Annotated in this window: 22 protein-coding genes, 1 tRNA gene and 1 rRNA gene; 15 read left to right on the forward strand and 9 right to left on the reverse strand. The window is 38.5% G+C overall.

The window, feature by feature from the left end; all coding sequences use genetic code 11:
* Positions 1-15: 15 nt before the first annotated feature.
* Positions 16-127: ribosomal RNA gene (gene rrf, locus LQ227_RS10125) — 5S ribosomal RNA — on the forward strand.
* A 426-nt stretch (positions 128-553) separates the two neighbouring features.
* Here the strand turns inward: rrf and rlmN are convergent.
* The 5 genes from rlmN to LQ227_RS10150 all read right to left on the reverse strand — a co-directional run bounded on the left by rlmN (position 554) and on the right by LQ227_RS10150 (position 4664).
* Positions 554-1609, reverse strand: a complete 1056-nt coding sequence (rlmN, locus tag LQ227_RS10130; protein ID WP_029280032.1) for a 23S rRNA (adenine(2503)-C(2))-methyltransferase RlmN — start codon at positions 1607-1609, stop codon at positions 554-556.
* Positions 1610-1699: 90 nt separating this feature from the next.
* On the reverse strand, positions 1700-2671 hold the full coding sequence (gene rluF, locus LQ227_RS10135; protein ID WP_230149252.1) for a 23S rRNA pseudouridine(2604) synthase RluF: 972 nt from the start codon (positions 2669-2671) through the stop codon (positions 1700-1702).
* A 27-nt stretch (positions 2672-2698) separates the two neighbouring features.
* Positions 2699-3220, reverse strand: coding sequence for an NADPH-dependent FMN reductase (locus LQ227_RS10140; RefSeq protein ID WP_230146511.1), 522 nt, complete (start codon positions 3218-3220; stop codon positions 2699-2701).
* A 121-nt stretch (positions 3221-3341) separates the two neighbouring features.
* Positions 3342-3902 (reverse strand): DinB family protein, encoded by a 561-nt coding sequence (locus LQ227_RS10145; RefSeq protein WP_230146512.1) that lies wholly within the window; start codon positions 3900-3902, stop codon positions 3342-3344.
* Positions 3903-3974: 72 nt separating this feature from the next.
* Positions 3975-4664 (reverse strand): YafY family protein, encoded by a 690-nt coding sequence (locus LQ227_RS10150; protein ID WP_230146513.1) that lies wholly within the window; start codon positions 4662-4664, stop codon positions 3975-3977.
* 140 nt (positions 4665-4804) lie between these two features.
* Between LQ227_RS10150 and LQ227_RS10155 the strand changes: the two genes are divergently transcribed.
* On the forward strand, positions 4805-7279 hold the full coding sequence (locus LQ227_RS10155) for an ATP-binding protein (protein WP_230149254.1): 2475 nt from the start codon (positions 4805-4807) through the stop codon (positions 7277-7279).
* Here LQ227_RS10155 and LQ227_RS10160 read toward each other — a convergent pair whose 3' ends face one another.
* The 4 genes from LQ227_RS10160 to LQ227_RS10175 form a co-directional block, all read right to left on the reverse strand.
* Entirely contained in the window at positions 7280-8611 is a 1332-nt protein-coding gene (locus tag LQ227_RS10160) for a sigma-54 dependent transcriptional regulator (protein ID WP_230146515.1), read from the reverse strand. It abuts the gene before it with no gap.
* Between the two features lie 70 nt (positions 8612-8681).
* Complete coding sequence (locus tag LQ227_RS10165; RefSeq protein WP_057931901.1) at positions 8682-8996, reverse strand: hypothetical protein; 315 nt, start codon at positions 8994-8996, stop codon at positions 8682-8684.
* A 92-nt stretch (positions 8997-9088) separates the two neighbouring features.
* The gene (locus tag LQ227_RS10170) at positions 9089-9400 is read right to left on the reverse strand and encodes a hypothetical protein (RefSeq protein WP_057931900.1); all 312 of its coding nucleotides are present in this window, start codon (positions 9398-9400) and stop codon (positions 9089-9091) included.
* A gap of 89 nt (positions 9401-9489) precedes the next feature.
* A complete protein-coding gene (locus LQ227_RS10175; RefSeq protein WP_215124870.1) occupies positions 9490-9804 on the reverse strand; it encodes a hypothetical protein in 315 nt (104 codons plus the stop codon).
* Between the two features lie 366 nt (positions 9805-10170).
* On the opposite strand from LQ227_RS10175, the gene LQ227_RS10180 reads away from it, so the two are divergent.
* The 13 genes from LQ227_RS10180 (at position 10171) to LQ227_RS10240 (ending at position 22817) form a co-directional block, all read left to right on the forward strand.
* A tRNA-Thr gene (locus tag LQ227_RS10180) sits at positions 10171-10243 on the forward strand.
* A gap of 123 nt (positions 10244-10366) precedes the next feature.
* On the forward strand, positions 10367-11533 hold the full coding sequence (locus LQ227_RS10185) for an amidohydrolase family protein (RefSeq protein WP_230146516.1): 1167 nt from the start codon (positions 10367-10369) through the stop codon (positions 11531-11533).
* A gap of 214 nt (positions 11534-11747) precedes the next feature.
* Positions 11748-12704, forward strand: coding sequence for a nitronate monooxygenase family protein (locus LQ227_RS10190; RefSeq protein WP_230149256.1), 957 nt, complete (start codon positions 11748-11750; stop codon positions 12702-12704).
* Between the two features lie 50 nt (positions 12705-12754).
* On the forward strand, positions 12755-13069 hold the full coding sequence (locus LQ227_RS10195; protein WP_230149258.1) for an acylphosphatase: 315 nt from the start codon (positions 12755-12757) through the stop codon (positions 13067-13069).
* Between the two features lie 78 nt (positions 13070-13147).
* Positions 13148-14632: an oligosaccharide flippase family protein gene (locus tag LQ227_RS10200; RefSeq protein ID WP_230146519.1), complete on the forward strand. Its 1485-nt coding sequence runs from the start codon at positions 13148-13150 to the stop codon at positions 14630-14632.
* Positions 14633-14730: 98 nt separating this feature from the next.
* Positions 14731-15162 carry a dUTP diphosphatase gene (gene dut, locus LQ227_RS10205; RefSeq protein ID WP_230146520.1) on the forward strand — a complete coding sequence of 144 codons (432 nt, stop codon included), beginning with the start codon at positions 14731-14733 and terminating at the stop codon, positions 15160-15162.
* A gap of 55 nt (positions 15163-15217) precedes the next feature.
* The gene (locus LQ227_RS10210) at positions 15218-16915 is read left to right on the forward strand and encodes a tetratricopeptide repeat protein (protein WP_230149259.1); all 1698 of its coding nucleotides are present in this window, start codon (positions 15218-15220) and stop codon (positions 16913-16915) included.
* Positions 16893-17684, forward strand: coding sequence for a DUF4292 domain-containing protein (locus LQ227_RS10215; RefSeq protein WP_230149260.1), 792 nt, complete (start codon positions 16893-16895; stop codon positions 17682-17684). Before LQ227_RS10210 ends, LQ227_RS10215 begins: the two co-directional genes overlap by 23 nt.
* 186 nt (positions 17685-17870) lie before the next feature.
* A complete protein-coding gene (locus LQ227_RS10220) occupies positions 17871-19166 on the forward strand; it encodes a murein hydrolase activator EnvC (RefSeq protein ID WP_230146523.1) in 1296 nt (431 codons plus the stop codon).
* Between the two features lie 47 nt (positions 19167-19213).
* Complete coding sequence (locus LQ227_RS10225; protein ID WP_036669953.1) at positions 19214-19573, forward strand: twin-arginine translocase TatA/TatE family subunit; 360 nt, start codon at positions 19214-19216, stop codon at positions 19571-19573.
* A gap of 11 nt (positions 19574-19584) precedes the next feature.
* Complete coding sequence (locus LQ227_RS10230) at positions 19585-19785, forward strand: twin-arginine translocase TatA/TatE family subunit (protein ID WP_029287719.1); 201 nt, start codon at positions 19585-19587, stop codon at positions 19783-19785.
* Between the two features lie 17 nt (positions 19786-19802).
* On the forward strand, positions 19803-21221 hold the full coding sequence (gene gatA / locus LQ227_RS10235; RefSeq protein ID WP_230146524.1) for an Asp-tRNA(Asn)/Glu-tRNA(Gln) amidotransferase subunit GatA: 1419 nt from the start codon (positions 19803-19805) through the stop codon (positions 21219-21221).
* A gap of 192 nt (positions 21222-21413) precedes the next feature.
* Positions 21414-22817 carry a lytic transglycosylase domain-containing protein gene (locus tag LQ227_RS10240; protein WP_230146525.1) on the forward strand — a complete coding sequence of 468 codons (1404 nt, stop codon included), beginning with the start codon at positions 21414-21416 and terminating at the stop codon, positions 22815-22817.
* The last annotated feature ends 12 nt before the right edge of the window (positions 22818-22829 follow it).

The following is a 22829-nucleotide window of genomic DNA, read 5'->3' on the forward strand; positions in this document are numbered from 1 at the left end:
CTCAAATAAAGAAATTTAGGTGCCTATATCGGTGGTGTCCACCTCTTCCCATTCCGAACAGAGAAGTTAAGCCCACCAGAGCCGATGGTACTGCGGTAACACGTGGGAGAGTAGGTCGGTGCCAAATCTTAAAAGAAACCCTTTAACAGAAATGTTGAAGGGTTTTCTTCGTTTATAAGCATTCTCTTCCGTAGCATTCGCTTTCCAGCACAGTCTTCTTAATGTCCTTGATCCCTTAATGGTGAAAGGGGATTGTAACAGCGGTTATTTCTGCCATTAAAGGGATTAAGATGGGTTAAGGGCCTGTTCCCGCAGATTATGCTGATCTCCGCTGAGTTTTTACACCTTCCGTCCCAGGTTCACTAGCCCTGATGGCAGCGGAAATCCCTTTTTGGCAGGGGTAGATTGTCTATCCCAAGGGTTTCCAAAAAGGATTGCAGCGTACAGCAGGACGGAACCGAACATACATGTTACTGTTACTGCGCTCCTAATAATCAAAAAATTAATCTTTAGATTATGCTTAATAAATAATATTGAATTTTAAATGTGGAGATTAAGCATTAGCTTCTTCTTTAACTGCTAACTGACCACAAGCAGCATCAATGTCTTTACCACGGCTACGGCGGATGTTGGTGTTGATCCCCTGGCTTTTCAAGTAATTAGAAAAAGCATCGATCTTATCGCCTTCGGCATTGGTGAAATCAGCGAAAGAAATGGGATTATATTCGATCAGGTTTACCTTGCAAGGAATATGTTTGCAGAATTTAGCTAAATCCATAGCATCCGAAATTTCATCGTTAAAGTGATTAAAAACAATGTATTCGTAAGTTACCGGATTTTTAGTTTTAGCGAAGTAGTATTTTAACGCATCGGCTAATGCTTTTAACGAGTTGGCCTCATTGATTGGCATGATCTCGTTACGTTTTTTATCATCAGCGGCGTGAAGTGAAAGTGCGAGATTAAACTTAGCACCGTCATCGCCCAATTTTTTGATCATTTTAGCAATACCCGCTGTAGAAACCGTAATACGCTTATAACTCATGTTTAAGCCATCTGGTGCAGTGATACGCTCAATCGATTTCAATACATTGGCGTAGTTTAACAACGGCTCTCCCATGCCCATATACACGATATTGGTAAGGGGATTGTTGTAATTCTGTTTAGCCTGCTTATCAATTAATACAACCTGGTCATAAATCTCATCAGCGTTTAAATTGCGCTTACGGTCCATGTAGCCAGTTGCACAGAACTTACAGGTTAAACTGCAGCCTACCTGAGAGCTTACGCAAGCGGTCATACGGTCTTCTAAAGGAATTAAAACCCCCTCTACAATATTACCGTCTGCTAACCTGAAAGTGTTTTTAATGGTATGGTCGTTACTAAACTGAGAATTGTTAACCTGAACAGCATTAATGGCAAAAGTTTCGTCCAATGCTTTACGAAGATCTTTAGAAAGATTGCTCATCTGCTCGAAACTTGTAGCCGATTTCTCCCAAAGCCATTGGTAAATCTGTTTAGCCCTAAATGCAGGTTGTTGCATCGCTACAAGATGTTGTTGCAACTGAGGTAGATCCAATGCACGGATATCGGTTTTTTTTGCTGTTACCATTTGTTGCAAAGGTACTTAAAAAAGGTGTAAGGCAGAAAGACAGAAGCTTGAGGGTGCCTACAAGATGCCAAATTTTACAATTAATTAGCTTTATCTTCCTCTGCCTCTTGAGTTTGACTTGCTGATAGCTTTACCTTTGGCAGGTCTGGAATTTCTGTTTCCCGCATTGCTTTTACCTGTTGGTTTTGCCACTGAATGACCTGCGCCCTTTTTTCCTGTTGATTTTGGGCCAGACGGCTTTGGTTTAAATGCCTTTTTTGGCTGTTCTTCTTTAAGTTCAGGGATTTCTTCCCACGTATTTGTTTTTTTCTTAGCGGTTTTAGGTTTTATTTTGGCCTCTGATGATGAATTTTCAACACTTTTGGTGATGCTTTTCATCTCATCCTCGGTAAGTTCTCTAAATTCTCCTGTAGGAATACCTTTTAGATTGATATTCATAATGCGCGTACGCTCGAGCTTGGTAACCTCATAACCAAAATGCTCGCACATTCTACGGATCTGCCTGTTTAAGCCCTGAATTAAGATAATATTGAATACAAATGTGCTGATCTGCCTTACCTTGCATTTACGCGTATTCACCCCTAAAATTGGAACACCATTGCTCATCTCGAAAATAAAATCTTCCGTAATCGGTTTGTTTACCGTTACCACATATTCCTTTTCGTGTTTATTACCCGCCCTTAAAATTTTGTTAACGATATCGCCGTTATTGGTCAGGAAGATTAAACCTGAAGAATCTTTATCCAATCGGCCAATTGGAAATATTCTTTCGCTATGGTTAACATAATCTACAATATTATCGCGTACGCTGCCTTCTGTGGTACTGGTAATGCCGACAGGTTTATTAAAAGCCAAAAGGATGAAATTACCTTCTTCTTTAGGTTCGATATTATGGCCATTTACCATCACTTTATCGCCTGCAAAAACTTGATCGCCTATTTTAGCCCTTTTTCCGTTGATGAAAACTGTGCCTTTTTCAATATAACGGTCTGCTTCACGGCGTGAACATAATCCACTTTCACTGATGAATTTATTTAAACGGGTTGCAGAGTTATTGTTCATACTGCAATTTTACGGAAATAAATCGTGTTATCCATTCTCCATACTGGCAACAAATGAATTGATGGTGCTTTTGAACGCGGTTAAAGTTTCCTCATCGGTAATTGCTGCCTCGTTATTGATCTTCGCTTTTGCAAATGAGATAAGCTGAGGCGATACCCTTGCTTCAATTACCGTTAAAATATCAATGATGGATTGATAAGCTTTTTCGCCTTGGGTTGAAGCAACAAGTGCTAAAACGGGTTTCCCTGAAAATGATGCTGAACTTACGGTCCAGTCGAGGAGGTTTTTTAACGAACCTGGTAAACCCATTGCGTATTCTGGTGTTGAGATGATGATTCCATCTGCCTTTTTGATGGTTGAGCGAAGTTCTTCGACGGGCTGTGGTGGATATTCCTGGTCTAAATCAGGATTGAAATGTGGGATATCTGCAATGGATGGAAAGTTTGTTACCTCGAAGTTTCCACCCAAAAACCTGGAGATGGCAGTTATGTAAAGTGCATTGGTTGATACTGCTTTCGTGCTTCCAGAGATTGCCAATATTTTTTTCATTGCTAAAAGTAGCAAAGCGTAAATGGAATATCAAGGTAGTCTGGTAATCGTGTTGTCATTTCAAAACGGGCCATCGAAACGCATCAGGTTTCAATAGCCCATTCGAAAAAATTATTAAGAACTAAAAGTTTTGATCGTCCGCACTTGGACCATAACTTCCTGGGATTGGGATATCCAACAGTCTTAAGTAAACGCCTAACTGTGCCCTGTGGTGGGTGGTTTGGCTAAGTGAATGGCGGATGGTTTCATATTTAGAATAATCTGCCAAGACCTGTTTGCCCATGCTCAATACCCAACGGCCATTTAGATCTTCTTCTGTAGCTTTTTCCAATTCTGCTTTTCCCAGTGCATAATTCTCCTCTAGGATTTTAACCAGGTCACCGGAGCTTTCTACAGGTTTTTCTACATATGGTGCTGTTTCAAAATCCAGTCCATCCGTAGTTAAAGCCAGTGAAACCCAACTCGGCAGATCAGCAATATGAACTGCAAGCGATTTCATTTTCATGCTTTTTTCGTGTGGTGCCCAGTCAAATTTATCTACAGGTACAATGGCCAGGAATTTTTTTGTTGTATTAAATTCAGCTTCTAACTCTTTCAATAATAATTTAATGATTTCCATATTTTTCTGTTTTGTTTTTTCTGCGGTATTTAAATCCATTAGTAGTAAATCAGCTATACTCATGATTTTGATGTTTAGTTACACAAAGAAAATACAGCCCACTGACAACCCTATGGCAGTGTGAAAAATATTTTTTTAATAATTTACAGGAAGCAGGTGCATGTATTCACTTAGCGGCATGTGCTGCATTTTTTTGAAAGGAATACCTAGATTTTTAAGGCAGATAATCCGGGTGAGGTTAAAATCACGGTATTCATTCCGGTAATGGCACCAGGCAATTAAATGCCAGCTAAAAGCATAGAAAATCAATCCAATTGGCTCTACTTCTCTTTTGCTCACTTCCTCCTTATTGTTTTTATAATCGAGTTCGATCATGTGTTTTTCGGTAATGGCGTGTTGAATAAGTGATAGGTATTCGAAGTTAAAATTTAACCTTTCCGGAATCTGAAGTTTAATATGTTGGTTTAAGGTTTCGAGCTTTTCTTTTTGTCCCGATTTTAATACCGCCTTTACTTTTGTCAGTGCTGTAGAGTAATGGGTGCGGATGGAATTATCAGCAAATCCGTTCACCAAACTTTCAACCAATAGCAATGCATTGGCTTCATCCATATTAAAAGAAACTGGGGGCAGGAAATAACCCTGAACCAGATAATAACCTTTATGCTGCTCAAAACTTACCGGTATTCCTTGCTCGCCTAGCGCTTTAATATCGCGATAAACCGTGCGTATGCTCATATCAAACCTTTCCGCAATTTTTTCTGCGGTAATGTATTTTCTGGATTGAAGCAGGGTTAAGATTCCGAAAAGTCGGTCGATACGGTTCATAGTTTGTTTTTTTAGGCATTTAAAATTAAAGTTTTTTAATCAATTTTTCTTGTGGTACGTTATTTGTAAAAGATAAATACATATCAATTCTACAAGTTAAGCCGTTATAATGATGGTTTATTGTATATAATCTGAATTAAATGGCTGTTATCCAAAAGCGTTTCTTCCGGGCAGTAAAAAGTAAAGTAATTATAGGTTTCCTGTTTGCCTGTTTTGCATTGTTACTGGCTTGGGGTATCAGTAAATTTGCTTTTACACGGATGCTGGATACTGTTGAAGAAATTTCGGCCCCAAACGACCGCTTAAGGATTGTAAATGATCTCTCACATAAGATTGCCAGGTTAGATCAGTTACAAAGGGATGAAGCTTTCAATAAACAAGGTACCTATAGTTTTCTTAAAGAGTCGCGTAAGTTGAGGGCTAGTTTAGATACCTTACGTAAATTGTACAAGGGCGATTCCGCTCAGTTGGCCAGGATAAAGTCGATCAAGAATCTGTTAACCGACCGGGATAAACAATTTATCAATTATTTAAAAGTGAGAGAAACATTGGTGAATACCAAATCTTTCTCTAATGAGGTTCAGAAATTAAATGAACTGGTTGCCACACGTACCAGGCAAACAGACAGTGCGGTACTGACCACCGAGACAACTACATCAACCACTACGGTTGCACCTGAAGAAGAACAGAAATCGAGGGGTTTTTTGAGTAAACTGTTTGGCAAGAAGAAATCTGATGTGTATAAAATCATTAATGAGGAATTTAAGGTAAAGCGCGATACGCTGAATGCTAAAGCTGAAGATAGCATTATGAAGAGCATGACGGGGGCCTTAAAAAATATCGAACTGGAGCAACGCCAGAAAAGCCAGAAATTTTTAAAACGCGAAGCAGACCTGTCAAATGCCAGTAATGCCCTGACTGCCCAGATGCTACAGATTTTAAGAGAAGTGGAGGGGGAGGCAGTGGCTCAGATAGATTTAAACGGCATCCAGGCCAAAGAGGTGGTTAATGATGGGATTACGCAGATCACAACCATTATCATTATCTTTTTTCTCTTAACGGTTATTCTGCTGTATTTAATTTTAGCTGACATTACAAAAAGCAACAGGTACAGAAGGGCATTGGAGCTTGCTAAAGATGAAGCAGAATACCATGGTAAGGCTAAGCAACGGTTTCTATCGAACATGAGCCATGAGATCAGAACGCCACTGCAGTCTATTTTAGGCTATGCCGAACTGATTACCCAGCAGGATGTACCGAATAAGAAAGATGTGGATGCCATTTATCAATCTTCCATTCATTTACTTCAGATTGTGAACGAGGTATTAGATTATAACCGGATTATTTCGGGCGAATTTAGTTTTAATAACCAAGTGTTCAACATCAAAAAAGCTTTAGATGAGGTAGTTTCGGTAATGCGGCCTTTGGCAGAACAGAAATCACTTCAGTTAAATACAGCACTTGATCTTGCCGATCTGGAATTTGTAAAAGGCGATGCTTTTAGGCTAAAGCAGATTTTATTTAACTTATTGGGGAACGCCGTAAAATTTACGTTGAAAGGTGAAATTAGACTTTCTGTATCGTATAAAAAGCAAGGCGACGATCTGCATTTTCATTTTACTATAAAAGATACCGGAATCGGTTTTGAAGAAAAAGATATTCCCAAAATCTTTAATGAATTTGAGCAGATAGAATCTCCAGAAAAATACATTATTAACCAGGCGGGCACGGGTTTGGGACTGCCTATTGTTAAATCTTTGATCGAAACACAAGGAGGAAGAATTTATGTGAAAAGTAAACCGGGCATTGGTACCACATTTAATATTTACATGAAATATGAAAATACTACCGAGCGTGTAAACGATACTTTAGATTTAGAACATTATGCGATTGTAAATCCAGGCACGGTTTGGGTAATTGATGATGATAAACTCATTCTGGATTTATGTGGAATGATTTTTCAGAAAAACAAAATCCCGTTTAGAAGCTTTACCCAGGTAGCCGATATCCTGCACGCAGCACCTGAGCCGGATTTAAAATATGTGCTGGTTGATATGCGCATGCCCGAAATGACAGGGTTCGAACTTTGCCATTTATTAAAAAAGAAACTCCCGGCGCACATTAAATTTTACGCCATTACTGCACAGGTTTTACCGGAAGAACGTGAAATGGTTTTGAGCGAGGGCTTTGATGGACTGATCATGAAACCTTTTAGGGCCGTTGATATCCTATCTATATTTGATAGAACCGAAATTTTAACCCAGCAGCCTGAATTCGATTTTTCTTCCATTGAGAAAATGACCTTTGGCGACCAGCAAATGCTGGAGAAAATATTGAACCGTTTTAAACAGGATTCTATAGATGATGCTGCAGCGTTGAAAAAACATTTGATCGATAATGACTTAGATCAGGCCAAGTTACTGGTTCACCGCCTTGCAGGACGAACGGCGCAAATGGGTTCGAAGACTTTAGCAAACGCATTCCGCACCCTGGAATTAGAAATTGCCGAAAAAGGCTTAACCACCAATATTAAATCTGAAGTTTTATTACAGATCAGAAAACTGGATAGCTTGATTGCCTTTATGGAGGAAATCGACTACGCCAATGCCGGATAATTATTCTATGCCGTAACGCTCCATCTTGGCGTAAAGGGTTTTACGGTCGATGTTTAAAATCTTCGCGGCTTTTGATTTGTTATGTCTCACTTTGATCAGCGTTTCAGTAATCAATGCTTTTTCATTCTGTTCGTTTACCGCTTTAAGGTCGGATGAATTACCTGGAGCTGACTGTTGACGGATAGAAATCATCATTTCATCAGGTAATGCACCAATCTGGGCAACATCGCCCGGGCTTAATAAAACCATACGTTTAATCACATTGCTAAGCTCGCGCAAATTTCCAGGCCAATCGTAACTAAGCAAAAGTGTTTTTGCCTCATTAGAAACACTTTTCACATTCCGTTCTAAATCTCGGTTTGATAGCTGTATAAAGTGGTTGATAAACAGTTCTAAATCTCCACCTCTATCTCTCAATGGCGGAAGCTGGATTTTGAACTCATTTAAACGATGATATAAATCTTCTCTAAACTCACCCTGTTGCATACTATTAGACAGATCATCATTGGTAGCCGTAATGATGCGAACATTAACAGGGATTTGTTTGGTACTGCCCAAAGGCTGGATTACCCTTTCTTGCAAGGCCCTAAGTAATTTAATCTGCACTTCGTAACTTAGGTTACCCACTTCATCTAAAAATAGTGTTCCGCCATTTGCAGCCTCAAACTGACCTTTTTTATCATTTAAAGCGCCTGTAAAAGCACCTTTTACGTGTCCGAATAATTCGCTGGCCGCTAAGTCTTTTGATAGTGCACCACAATCTATTGCTACGAAAGGTTTATCGGCACGCTTGCTCTGCTGGTGCAGGGTTCTGGCGGCAAATTCTTTTCCTGTACCGCTCTCGCCCTGTATAATTACCGACATATCAGTTGGGGCTACCAAGCTGATGTGCTCATACAGTTTATCTGCAACGGCACTTTTCCCTTTTATAAAATCACTGTTTGTTTCTTTTGGTTCAACACTTTTTAAATCCTTTTTAGCTAAAGAATTTTTGATCACCATTAGTAATTCATCTGGATTAACCGGCTTGGTAATATAATCAAAAGCACCCAATTGGATAGATCTGACTGCGGTCCGAACGTCATTAAAACTGGTCATGATGATTGCAGGTATGGATAGACCCAGATCACGGATGTGGCTAAGCACTTCAAGACCTGTCCCATCCGGAAGACGGTAATCGATTAAAAGTAAGTCGAATTCATTGTTTTCAACTTGCTTAAATGATTGCTTTACTTGGGTTACAAGGGTAATCTCATGACCGTTTTTTGTTAAAAAACCTTCAAGTAATTGAGCAAATGTAGTATCGTCTTCTAAGATCAGGATTCTCGCCATGTAACAAAAATAAGAAAAGCCGGACATAATCCGGCTTTCTTATAATAGGTAGATGTAATTATTTGGGTTTTTATTGTACTGGCTTACCGTCTTTATCAATTTTAACCGAACCAGTTTCTGCTTCTTTTTTAACATTGATTAAGTAGTACTCCTTTGTTCCTTCTTTAACAGACCAAGCTTCAGTAGCAGTCCATCCTTTATATGCATCAGATTTTAACGCTGTTGTAACGGGAGCAGGAAGTTCTTCCAATTTAACTGGAGTTTTAACTGCGCTATCTTGAACTGCAACAATTGCAGCATTTTTAATTGTATTTACTTCACTTGCCTGTACTGCTGAGAATCCTGCAAAAGCTAAGAACGCAGCTGATAAAATTAATTTTTTCATGATATTATTTTTTAGATAGTATTATTTTTTATTTTGCGCAGCCCGAAGGCCACGCTTATATTGATTATGCCTGTGCGGCGTATTTATTGAGGTTATTGTACTGGCTTACCGTCTTTGTCGATTTTAACTGAACCAGTTTCTGCTTCTTTTTTAACATTAATTAAATAGTATTCTTTCGTACCTTCTTTAACAGAGAAAGCTTCAGTAGCAGTCCAACCTTTGTATGCATCCGATTTTAATGCGGTGGTTACTGGTGCAGGAAGTTCTTCCAATTTAACTGGAGTTTTTACGGCACTATCTTGAACTGCAACAATTGCAGCGTTTTTAATTGTATTTACTTCACTTGCTTGAACTGCTGTGAATCCTGCGAATGCTAAAGTAGCGGCTAAAATGATCTTTTTCATGGTATATAATTTAAAGTGTTTGTAACTTGCGTTACGTCAATATGCTTGTTAATTATTATTTAATTATGGAACGATTATTTTTGTGTTGATTATTGAACTGGTTTACCGTCTTTGTCAATTTTAACAGAATTGGTTTCTGCTTCTTTTTTAACGTTGATTAAGTAATACTCTTTTGCTCCTTCTTTCACCGACCAGGCTTCAGTAGCGGTCCATCCTTTGTAAGCATCAGATTTTAATGCTGTTGTTACTGGCTCAGGAAGTTCTTCCAATTTAACAGGAGTTTTCACTGCACTATCTTGAACTGCAACAATTGCAGTAGTTTTAAAATCTTTTACCTCACTTGCCTGTACTGCTGAGAATCCTGCTAATGCTAATACTGTAGCTGCTAAAACGAACTTTTTCATAGTATATAATTAAAAATTTAATTTGTGTAACAATACTTGCTAATGTTTCACAATGATGCCAAACCGTTGATTTTAATTAACTATCTGTTTTTTAGGTGTTTGTGTGTGTGCCAAGATTTTGGCATTGTAGAGCTTCTCCACAATTTGTGGTGAATGACTACAAGTTTTGGCGTTATTTTTTGATAATTGGAAATGCAGATTGCATGTAGAGCGTTCTTGTGCGTCAGATGCAACATCTGACGGATTTTAGAAATTTTTTGGAGTTAATTAGCTGTCAGATGGTAATATCTGACAGCAAGCCAGAAAAAAATAATTTTCAATTTTTAAAAAAGAAGATTTTTTTCTATCATTGCAGCCCGATTGAAAGCCTCCTTAGCTCAGCTGGTAGAGCAACTGACTTGTAATCAGTAGGTCATTGGTTCGATTCCGATAGGAGGCTCTTTTTCTTTCCCCATTTTCCAATTTCTTTTAGAAGCGTAATTTCAAAGATCATTTCATTATCAGAATAGGCCTGGCTTAGAAAAATATTTTATTTGCTCCGGTTATTCCGCTAATTTGCGGTATGTTAAAATACTTTTCAGCCGATTGGATATTCCCTGTTTCATCACCGCCGATTAAAAACGGAGTGGTAGCCGTAAATCCAGATGGTGAAATTGAGGAAGTGTTAACCCCGGAAAAGGCCGCAAGTCTTGGTTTAGCCATTACAAAACATAAGGGATCAATCGTTCCGGGTTTTATCAATACCCATTGCCATTTAGAACTCTCGCATATGTTGGGGCAAATTCCAGAGCAAACAGGTTTGGTAGAATTTGTACAAAGTATTATTAAAAGCAGGCAGGGCGATATAGAAGAGATTAAAAAGGCTATGTATGCCGCTGATCAGAAAATGTTCGAAAATGGGATTGTAGCTGTTGGCGACATTTCCAATCAAATCTCGTCAAAAGAAGTAAAAGAGAATAGCAAAATATACTACCATACTTTTATCGAAGCCATGGGTTTTAATCCCGAACGGGCAAATGCGATAATGGATTATGTAAAGGAAATTAAGCAAGGTTTTGGCGCTTTGCCCACCTCAATTGTACCACACGCACCTTATTCGGTATCGCCTGAATTATTTGGATTGATAAAAGTGGAGGCTGAAAGAGATAACGCCTTTATTAGTATTCACAATCAGGAAACTAAAGATGAAAATGCTTTCTTCGAAAATAAATCGGGTGGATTTTTAGGGCTATACAAATTTCTAGGGCTCGATATTTCTTTCTTTACCCCCTCCAAAAAAGCATCTTTACAAACTTGGCTACCCTATATTAAGGAGCAAAAAACTTTGTTGGTGCATAACACGGTTTCGAGTCAGGCTGATATCGCCTTTGCAAAAGAAAACAACAATAATTTATATTGGTGCCTTTGCCCGCAAGCCAACTTATATATCGAAAATGCTTTACCCGATGTTGATCTGTTAATTGAAGAAAATGTAAAGATTACTTTAGGAACAGATAGTTTAGCAAGTAACCATCAACTTAATATCCTATCAGAAATGATCACGTTACAGAAATATAAACAGGTTCCTTTTGAAAAACTTTTGCGGTGGGCAACTATAAATGGAGCTGAATTTTTGGAGCTTGATCGACAAATTGGAACAATAGCGATTGGTAAAAAGCCAGGATTGAATCTAATCCAGCTATCCGCTGATTTTACGATTGAAAGCGACCATGTAAAGCGGTTAATTTAATATCTGGATATTATACATTAGTTATTTCTTATATCAATCTTAAAAAGTGTGTTTTAAAGATGATCTGTTCTCATGATAAATTTTAATGCCATTTAGCCTTTTAACATTAAAAATTTGATATTTTAAGGTTAAGTACTTTAAAATTGGACAGGATATTCTCAGGATAGCAGATATTTCCTAATTTGTCACTCATTTTGTAAAGTAAATATTTTCGATGAATCCAATCTGTAAACTTTTCAATATTAAATATCCAATTATCCAGGCGGGAATGGTTTGGTGTAGTGGGTGGAGATTGGCATCGGCAGTTTCGAATGCAGGAGGCCTTGGCATTATTGGAGCGGGTTCAATGTATCCTGATGTTTTAAGATCACATATCCAGAAATGCAGGTTAGCTACCGATAAACCCTTTGGTGTTAATATTCCATTGCTCTATCCCAATATTCAGGAAATTATAGATGTGGTAATTGAAGAAAAAGTTAAAATCGTATTTTCTTCTGCTGGCAATCCCGCCACATGGACGAGTTTTTTAAAAGAAAAGGGTATTACCGTTGTTCATGTAATTGCCAATACAAAGTTTGCCATAAAAGCGCAGGAAGCTGGCGTTGATGCTATTGTTGCCGAAGGTTTCGAAGCAGGTGGGCATAACGGTAGGGAAGAAACCACCACCATGTGTTTAATTCCGATGATAAGGGATGCTGTTAAAATTCCGGTTATTGCGGCTGGCGGCATTGGGAGTGGAAAAGCCATGTTGGCTGCATTTGCTTTAGGTGCAGATGCGGTTCAGGTAGGTTCGGCCTTTGCTGTTGCCGAAGAATCATCTGCTCATCCGGCATTTAAAAATAAAATTATTGCTGCTGCTGAAGGCGATACTAGGCTGGCCATGAAAAAACTGGTTCCGGTGCGGTTGCTGAAAAATGAATTTGCCGATGCGATATCGGTAGCAGAAGCTGAAGGCGCAGACCGGGGCCGCTTAATGGAGCTTTTGGGCAGAGCAAGGGCAAAAGCAGGAATGTTTAAAGGCGACATGGAAAATGGAGAACTCGAAATCGGTCAGGTTTCAGCTATGCTGGATGAAATTAAACCTGCAAAAGAAATCCTGGAAGAAATATGGTCAGGTTTTAGGGCCGAACTGCAAAGATTTAACAGTTTACAAAGCGAATTGGACTTATAAACATATGGATACACAATTGCTTTACTAACTTTGCAACAATAAATTTTAGCATGAGCGAAAAAAATATAAAGTCTCCACAAGGGGATTTAGGGATAAAACACCTCAATATAACAATAACAGGTAAAGTACAGGGCGTTGGCTTCAGAGAAACCACAAAAATTATTGCGAACCAAATGATGGTAACCGGTTTTGTAAGGAACGAAAAGGACGGATCGGTTTATATTGAAGCAGAAGGCGAAAATATTTTTCTGGAAGAATTTGTAAACTGGTGCCACGAAGGGCCAGACCGCTCGCGGGTAGAAAATGTGGCGGTAAGCGATGGTGAAGTAAAAAACTATCGTAATTTTGAAATCTTAAGAAAATAAATTGCTGAATTGTTGGATTGCTATATTGTTCCACTAAGGAGCCTATCTCAATACGCAGTACTCAAATCTCAATCATAAATGTCTGTATATAAAAAGTTTCTTGGACAAACCATGGTTTATGGTATCAGTACCGTTTTTTCCAGGTTGTTCAATTTTATCCTCACGCCTATCTACACGGGCGTTTACCAAAAAGGTGTTTATGGCATTTTCACAAATATGTATGCCAATGCATCGTTGATTAATGCAGTTTTAGCCTTTGGGATGGAAAGTACCTATTTTAGGTATTTGAATAAATTTGATGATAAAAAGCAACAGGTATATAATAATTCATTTCTGTGCATTGCTTTCATTTCATCACTTTTCTTAATTACAGGTTTAATTTTTTCCTCTTCAATTGCGGGTTATTTAGCCACAAAAACATCCGAAATTGCAGATTATAAACAATACGTAAGTTTCTTTTTATGGATCCTTTTTGTTGATGCTATTTGTGTAATCCCTTTTGCCAAATTGAGGGCCGATGGCCGGCCATTTAAATATAGCGTTGCCAAATTTTTGAATATTGGCTGCTTTGTTGGCTTTAATCTTATATTCATTTACCTGATTCCCGCGATCATCAAACACAATTGGATAGGTACAGAATGGTTTGCATCATGGTATAGACATCAATGGATCGGTTATGTTTTTGTAGCTAACCTTATTGCTTCTGTTGTTACCCTGATTTATTTGCTTCCCGAATTTATGAAGTTACAATTGCGTTTTGACGGTAAGCTTTTTGGTAATATGTTTTCTTACAGCTGGCCAATTTTAGTAGCGAACCTGTCATTCATCGTAAATGAGAACTTGGATAAAATAGTACTTCAAAAACTATTGCCACCCGAAATTGCCGATGGAGAGGTTGGAATTTATGGTGCAGTATGTAAAATAGCAATTTTCTTAAGTATTTTTATCACCGCTTTCAGGCTGGGTGCCGAACCGTTTTTCTTTAGCCATGCAAAAGAGAAAAATGCAAGGGATACCTATGCTACAATTTTGAAATATTTCGTAATTGCCCTATCTGTTCTTTTTATTGCCATTATTGCAAATATCGAACTGCTAAAATTTTTCATCCGCAAACAAGAGTATTGGGTAGGTTTACCAGCAGTTCCTTATTTATTGTTAGGCTATGTGTGCCTGGGAGTTTATATGAACCTGTCTATCTGGTACCGGCTATCCGATCAGACCCGTTTCGGACTTTATATTTCTGTTGCAGGAGCTATAATTACAATTGTGCTCAATGTGGTTTTAATCCCACGCTTTAGCTATATGGGCTCTGCCTGGGTAAGTATGCTGGCTTATTTTGTGATGATGGTTTTATCTTATGTGCTCGGACAGAAATATTATCCCATCCCTTATAACCTCAAAAAGATTTCAGCTTATTTAATTATTTCAACAATAATTGTGTTCTCTTCATTTTTTATCTTTAACCGGAACATTTATATTGGCAATGCCATGTTGATTGTTTTTGTTGCGGGTATTGCCTATTTTGAAAAGAATGATTTAATGAAAATACTGAAGAAAGGTTAATAATGACAAGGCTCATCTTTTAAGTTGATGGCCCATAGTCAATAGCCATTTAACTATGAGCTATTAGCCATAAACCTAAAGAACACATCTCAGAAAAAATGGAAATAAAAATTATCAATACATCCGAACACCCACTTCCACAATATGAAACTGCACATGCGGCTGGTATGGATCTGAGGGCATCAATAATAGAAGAAATGATATTGAAACCTTTGCAGCGCTTATTGGTGCCAACAGGTTTGTTTATTGAATTACCGATTGGTTACGAAGCACAAATCAGACCCAGAAGCGGCTTGGCCTATAAACACGGTATTAGCATTGTAAATGCTCCTGGTACAATTGATGCCGATTACCGTGGTGAAATAAAAGTTTTATTGGTAAATTTATCAGACACAGATTTTAAAATCGTTAATGGTGATAGAATTGCTCAAATGGTTGTGGCAAAACACGAAACTGTTAGCTGGCACACCGTTGAACAATTAGGGGAAACTGCACGCGGCGAAGGTGGCTACGGACATACGGGGAAATAAGTTTGGAGTTCACAGTTTTTCAGTTTTGAGTTAATTTTTGGATGAATAAAATGATATGAAATACAAAGTGCATTTTCTTGTTGGAGCCACTTTAGTGGGCTTCCAGGCCTTTGGGCAGGGAACGGTTACGCCAAGTACCAATCGCGATAGCAATATGGTAAAACAATTGTTTTTTGCGGGCTTACGGGAGAAAATGTCTGAAAATTATGTTGTTGCCTCCACCAATTTCAATAAAATTGTTGGCTTGGATCCAAATAACCATGCAGCCTATTTCGAGCTGGCCAATGCAAACCTGCGTTTAGATAAACTTTCGGAAGCTGAACAGCATATAAAACAGGCAATTAAATTAAACGCCGGCAATTTATGGTACTGGCGCTTACTCGGTGAGGTATACAAGCGCACCAATAAAATGCCCGAACTGATTGAAGTGTTTAATCAGCTGATCCGTCTCGATTCTGAAAACGATGCCTATTATTTTGATAAAGCCAATGCACAGTTCTTGGGCAATCAGCTGGATGCTGCAAAAAAGACCTATGATGAAATTCAGGCTAAATTTGGCGAATCAAGAGATCTGGTAAATGCCAGAAAGCGTCTGCAATCTAACGGGAATGCCACTGAAAGTGATATTGTTAAATTACTGGAAGGCAATCAGGCTGATGTAAAGAACTATTTATATGCTGCAGGTTTGCTTTTGCAGAAGGGAAATGATCCCGAAGCATTAAAGGTATTAACTAAAGCACAGCAGCTCGAACCCAATAATTTTGAGGTAAACCTGGCTTTGGCTGATATTTACCGTAAGCAGAAAAATGATGAAGCTGCCTTTTCTTCCTTAAAATTGGCTTTCGAAAGTAATGAAATGCCACTTACGGAAAAGGTGAAGATTGTCGCGGCACTTTTTCCGAAACTTAACCTACCCATTGTTGCCAAAAATGTAACTGAACTAAGTAAACTGGTTGCAGAAAAAAATCCGGCTGATGCAAAAGCATTGGCACTTTATGGCGATGTACTTTATCAGCAGAACCACTTAAAAGATGCATTGTCCCAATATCAGGCTGCTTTAAAACTTAACGAACAGGTTTATGTTGTGTGGGAACAGGTTATTAATATCCAAACACTGCTTGGACACTATGAGGAAGCGATAAAGGTTGGCGATGAGGCTCTAAGCATTTATCCCAACCAGGCCAGCTTATATTATTATATGGCTTATGCCCTGTTTAAAACAGGTAAATATGAGCCCGCTCAAAGCAATTTAAAAACCTCCTTACAGTTGGATGTGGAGAATAAAAGCCTGCAGGCACAGATTTATGCACTACAAGGCGATATCTACATCAACCAGAATAATTTTGCCTTAGCTAAAACAGCTTTCGAAAAAGCCATTTCAACAGAACCCGATAATTATCTCATCATGAATAATTATGCCTATTATCTGGCGTTAAGAAATGACGACTTAACCAAGGCGGCGAAATATGCAGAAACAGCGGCCAATGCTATGCCTAATAATCCTTCAATTGTAGATACCTACGCGTTTATTCTGTTTAAACAGCAAAAATACGATCTGGCGAAAACATGGATCGAAAAGGCTTTGCAAAACAATAGCAGTAAAAACAGTGTTTACTTGGAGCGATATGGCGATATACTTTTTATGAAAGGTGAAAAGGATGCTGCATTAATCCAATGGCAAAAAGCAAAAGAGGCTGGAAACGGATCAGAAGTATTAATTAAAAAGATAAATGAAAAGAAGTATTTTAAATAGCGCATTCCTGTTAGGAGCTGTAATTTTTGTTTCGGCATGTAAACCTAAAAAAGAAATTGTAGTGGCTCCTCCCACCAAAACAGAAACCAAAACTGATAATTCTAAAGCAGAGGCCTTAACACTACTAAATAGCAAACAACTTAAATTTAATACACTTTCTTTAAAAGCAAAAGCCACTTTAGATATTGCCGGTGATGTGAATGATGTAACCATGAATTTCCGAATGAAAGACAAGGAAACCATTTGGGTTAGTATTACGGCTCTAGGCGGGGCATACGAGCCAGCAAGAGCATTGATTACGCCAGATAGCATTAAAATTATGAACAGGGCAAAAAGTGAATATCTAAAAAAACCTTTCAGCTATATTTATAACTTCACCAATAAACAGGTTAATTTTAACACCTTGCAAGCCATTCTAACGGGTAATGCCATGGGCGAGTTTTTAAAGCCAGAATCGGATGTTAAACAGGAAAATGGTGTTTGGGTGGTTTCCGGAAGCAAATCGGAGTTAGATTATAAATTGCTTTTTAACACACTTTTTAAAGTAGCTGAAACCAATTTAAATGACACTAAAAACGGTCAGGCGCTAAAAGTTACCTATACCGATTATCAAAAATTAAACGAATCATTATTTCCTAGCGCATTGCAGATCAAAACACTATCTAAAGCAAAGCGGATAAACATCGACCTACAGTTTGTGAAAATTGATGGCAATGTTCCTGTCGATTTTCCGTTTAATGTACCAAAGAGATTTACGGTTGTAAAGTAGGCTTAAAAACTACATTCACATATGCTATCAATGATTTGCCAGGTTAGGTACTGCATTAGTACAGCGGCGCTGGCAATCTTTGTTATGTATGAAGATTGAGTGAAGACAGTTCTGTAATAAGTAATTATGACTTTAGTATCTCGATTTTAATATTTTTACTACAAAAATTTTTATACTTTTGGCTTAATGAAGCTACAAAAACTCCTATTTATCCTTTTTTTAAGCGTGTTAACCCTTTCGGCGGTTGCACAAACTGAAAGCCAGCTCAGAAGGAAAAAAGAAGCTATACAACGCGAAATTGAACAGCTTCAAAAGAATTTGAATAAAACTGCGAGTGGTAAAAAGCTTACTATACAGCAGATTAATACTATAAATGCCCAGATTAGATTGCGCCAGGATAAAATCGGTACAATCAACTCTGAAATAAAAAATCTGGATAACCAAATCTCTCAGAACACAAATACCGTACATACGTTACAAGGTCAGTTGGGCGATCTTAAAAAAGAGTATGCGGGGATGATCCGCTTTGCACAGCGGAACAGAAATTCGTACGATAAAATGATGTTCATTTTTGCAGCAAAGGATTTTAACCAGGCATATAAAAGAATAAAGTATTTACAGCAGTTTAGTCAATACCGTAAAAAACAGGCGGGATACATTGAGAATACGCAGCAAGATCTGAACGGCAAGATTAAGGTTCTGGATAAAACACTCAGGGAAAAAAGTGATCTGTTGAAGGAACAGGAAAGAGAGCGTGAGCGTTTAAGCAAGGATAAAAGTAAACAATCAGTAGAATTAAACAAACTGAGCAAGGACGAAAAACAGTTTAAACAGGATATTACCAGTCGTAAAAAACAACAGGCTCAGATAGACAGGGCCATTAGTGCTGCAATTCAGCGGGCAATTGAAGAAGCGAGAAGGAAGGCCGCAGAAGAGGCAAGAAGAAAAGCTGCTGAAGAAGCACGGATTGCGGCGGCAAAAGCCAAGGCTGAAAATAGACCTGTACCTACTGCACCAGCTACACCAACCGCTAAAGCAAAATCGACAGGAGAATTGCTTACTGCAACACCTGAGGCAGCCAGATTATCGGCAGGTTTTGAAAATAATAGAGGAAGGTTACCTTGGCCGGTAGCAACAGGAACAATAACCGAAAGGTTTGGTTTACATAAGATCGACCAGGCAAGTTATACCAATGATGGAGTAGATATCACTACCACTGATGGGGCAGCTGTTAGAAGTATATTTGCAGGTAAGGTTGTTATGGTGCAAAATATTATGGGTAGAACTGCTGTAGTAATTAACCACGGCGAGTACTTTACAGTATACCAAAACTTAAGATCGGTTAGTGTGAGTGTAGGTAATTTAGTTGAAACCAAACAGGCTATTGGAATTGTAGCAAATACTGGTGACGACGCCATTTTAAAATTCCAGATTAGAAGAGGCCAGGGAACTTTAAATCCTGAAGCTTGGATTAGTAAATAAACTTAAGACAAGTTAAAATGTCTATATTTGTATAAATTATATTAGTGATGTATCAAGGCACGTTATTAGAGTTTTTAAACATGGGTGGATCAGAGATCGTACTCATTTTAGTGGTGGTTCTATTGTTGTTCGGAGGTAAAAAATTACCTGAACTTGCAAGAGGACTAGGGAAGGGGATCAGAGAATTCAAAGATGCCTCTGATGGTGTAAAGCGTGAAATCCATCGGAATATCAATGCCATGGATTTAGATAAAGAAGAAGCAGAAGAAACAGCGGTAAACCATAGTCAGCGTCATCATCCAACAGAAGAATCACCGGTTGATGAAAAAATAGAGGCAAGTGAGTCACACATTGATCTGAGCAAGCCTACTGACGAAAAAATTGTAACTGACAAAGAAAAAGTTTAAACAAAAAAATCATGTTAAATACAACAATAGCAGCAATGCTTGGAACACCAGAAATTATCATTATTGCGGTAGTGGTATTGTTATTATTTGGTGGTAAAAAAATTCCTGAACTAATGAGAGGTTTAGGTAAAGGTGTTAAAGAATTTAAAGATGGTAAAGATGGCGTTGATGGAGAACAGGTAGATCCGTCTAACCGTGATAAAACCGTTTAATTGCAATAATTTTAGTTTTGAAGAAATACAGCTCTCTTAAAGAGATTCAAACACTCATTGCGCAAAAGCAATTAACTTTACCCGATTTATTAGCTTATTATTTTAAGCAGATTGAAAATAATGAACACCTCAATGCATTTAATGAGGTGTTTTTTTTATCGGCCGAAGTTCAGGCGAAAGCGATACAGCAAAAAATAGAAGAAGGTACTGCAGGTAAACTTGCAGGGATGGTAATTGGTATTAAAGATAATATTTGTTATAAAGACCATATCGTTACTGCATCGTCAAAAATGCTAGAAGGTTTTGTATCTCCATATTCTTCTACAGTTGTGCAACGATTGTTACAGGAAGATGCCGTTATTATCGGCCGTTTAAACTGTGATGAGTTTGCTATGGGCGGCTCTAATGAAACTTCATACTATGGGGTTGCTAAAAATGCTGCAAATCCCGATCTTGTTCCAGGGGGATCTTCAGGTGGCTCAGCTGTAGCCGTTCAGGCCGATATGTGTTTGTCTGCCCTGGGTACTGATACTGGTGGCTCGGTAAGACAGCCAGCTGCATTTTGCGGCCAAATTGGGCTTAAACCTACTTACGGGCGCATTTCAAGGTATGGTGTTATCGCCTATGCTTCTTCTTTCGATCAGGTTGGGCCAATTACATCATCAGTAGAAGATGCTGCCTTGCTTTTACAGGTTTTAGCCGGCGCTGATGATTACGATTCTACTGTTTCTCCAGTTGCAGTGCCTGATTACCCTGCTCATTTGAATGAACATAAAAAACAAAAAATAGCGGTATTAAAAGAAACTATTGAGAGCGAAGCCCTCGATCCCGAAATCAAATCGGCTATTTTAAAATCAATCGAGCAGCTCAAATCAGATGGCCATACTGTTGAGTATGTTTCTTTTGATCTGTTGGATTATCTGGTTCCGGCCTACTATATCTTAACAACGGCCGAAGCATCTTCAAATCTTTCGCGTTATGATGGCGTTCATTACGGACATCGTAACCTGGAGGCGAAATCGCTAAATGAACTTTATAAATTATCACGCGCCGAAGGCTTTGGCGAGGAAGTAAAACGCCGCATCCTTTTAGGTACTTTTGTTTTAAGTGCTGGATATTACGATGCTTACTATCAAAAAGCACAGCAGGTTCGCCGGTTGATCAGAGAAAAAATGGATGTTTTGTTTCAGGATTATGATTTAATTCTTTCTCCTGTAGCACCAACAGCAGCTTTTAAAATTGGCGATAATGTTCAGGATGCAATTGTGATGTATATGGCCGATATTTTTACCGTATTGCCTTCTTTAAGTGGAAATCCGGCTATTGCTTTGCCGCTAGGCAATAATGCCGCAGGATTGCCGTTAAGTATACAGTTTACAGCCAAACATTTTGAGGAAGATAAGCTTCTGGCTTTTTCTCAGGCATTTTTATCATAGTTTTATCGTCATTGCGAGTTACAAAGCATTATAGTTAAGTATGGCAATGGCATTTTATTAACTGTTTTTCTAGGCATTGTCTAGAAGGTTCGCAGGTTCTTACTCTTTTCTTAATTATGGAAAGAAAAGGAATCTGTATAAAGGTTTGTGGTGACACATGCCACGGTTAATGAAAATTTGAACCAATAGCCCATGATTAAAAAATTACTTTTTGCTTCAATTTGCGCTTGTTTAGGATACATTTCTTCTTCTTCTGCGCAACAAACGCTCAAACTGGATAGTCTTCCGAAGATTCACAACAACATTTTTATCAATACTGATACCGTAGCTGTACCGGCTGTTTCAGAAAACCCATTAACCATGGGCCAGAACTTTATCTATAAACTCAGGCTCGATTCTATTGCTAAAACAGTACCCCTTCCTTACAACGAGTACGTTCAGCAGTATATCGATATTTATGCCAAGCGTAAAGATATGTTCGGGAAAATGATCGGCTTATCTAGTTATTACTTCCCGATTTTTGATAAAGCCTTAAAAGATTATAATATTCCACAGGAAATAAAATATTTAACGATTGTCGAATCACAGATGAATCCGCATGCCATTTCTAGAGTAGGGGCTACGGGTATCTGGCAGTTTATGTTCGGTACCGGCAAAGCCTATGGCCTAAAGATGGATAATTTTGTGGATGAACGTAAAGATCCCATCCAGGCCAGTTATGCAGCGGCAGCCTATTTTAGAGATGCTTTTGAAGAGCTTGGTGATTGGCTGTTGGCCATTGCCGCTTATAACTGCGGAAAGGGGAATGTTAACCGGGCTATTGATAAAGCAGGATCGAGGGATTTTTGGGTAATCAGACAGTTTTTACCTAAAGAAACCAGAAATTATGTACCAGCATTTATTGCCGCGGTTTACGTAATGAATTATTCTGGCAAACATCAGATTACCGCGCAGGCCTCGAGCATGTTCTTAAAAACCGATACGGTTCAAACTACCCGTTTCGTGTCGCTATCTACCCTTGCAAAAGTGTTAAATGTTGATGAAGCGGCGATTATGGCCTTAAACCCATCGTACAAGAAAAAGATTGTAAATGGTACCGATGATGAGCCGAAGCGTATTGTAATGCCCAAGTTGAGGGATGTTGATTACGCAGGCATTTACGATGTGCTCAACAACCAGGAAGTGGATGTAAGCATGAAAGTGGTGGCTGCGAGTACTGATGATGCAAGAGATTTAAGAAAGAAAAAAATTAAAAGTATAGCTACGTCCTCAGTAGTTTATCATAAAGTTACCTCAGGACAGAGCTTAACAACTGTTGCTGATAAATATGGTGTAGAGGTGCAGGATTTAAGGGTTTGGAACGGTTTAAAAACCAAAACGCTGGTGCCGGGGCAAAGACTAAAGATTTATGCCAAAAACCGGATGCCATTAAAAGCACCATCATCGTTTTTAAGTTATAAGGTTAAAACCGGCGACACCCTGTCTGAAATTGCAGAGAAATTTGACGGTGCAACCGTTCAGAGCATCAGAAGAGACAACCGTTTATCAAAAGCTGGTTTGCAAGTAGGGATGATCCTGAAAATTAGCAGGGGTTAGTAGGGACGACCG

It is taken from the genome of Pedobacter sp. Bi27 (assembly GCF_918698255.1).
Lineage (GTDB): Bacteria > Bacteroidota > Bacteroidia > Sphingobacteriales > Sphingobacteriaceae > Pedobacter.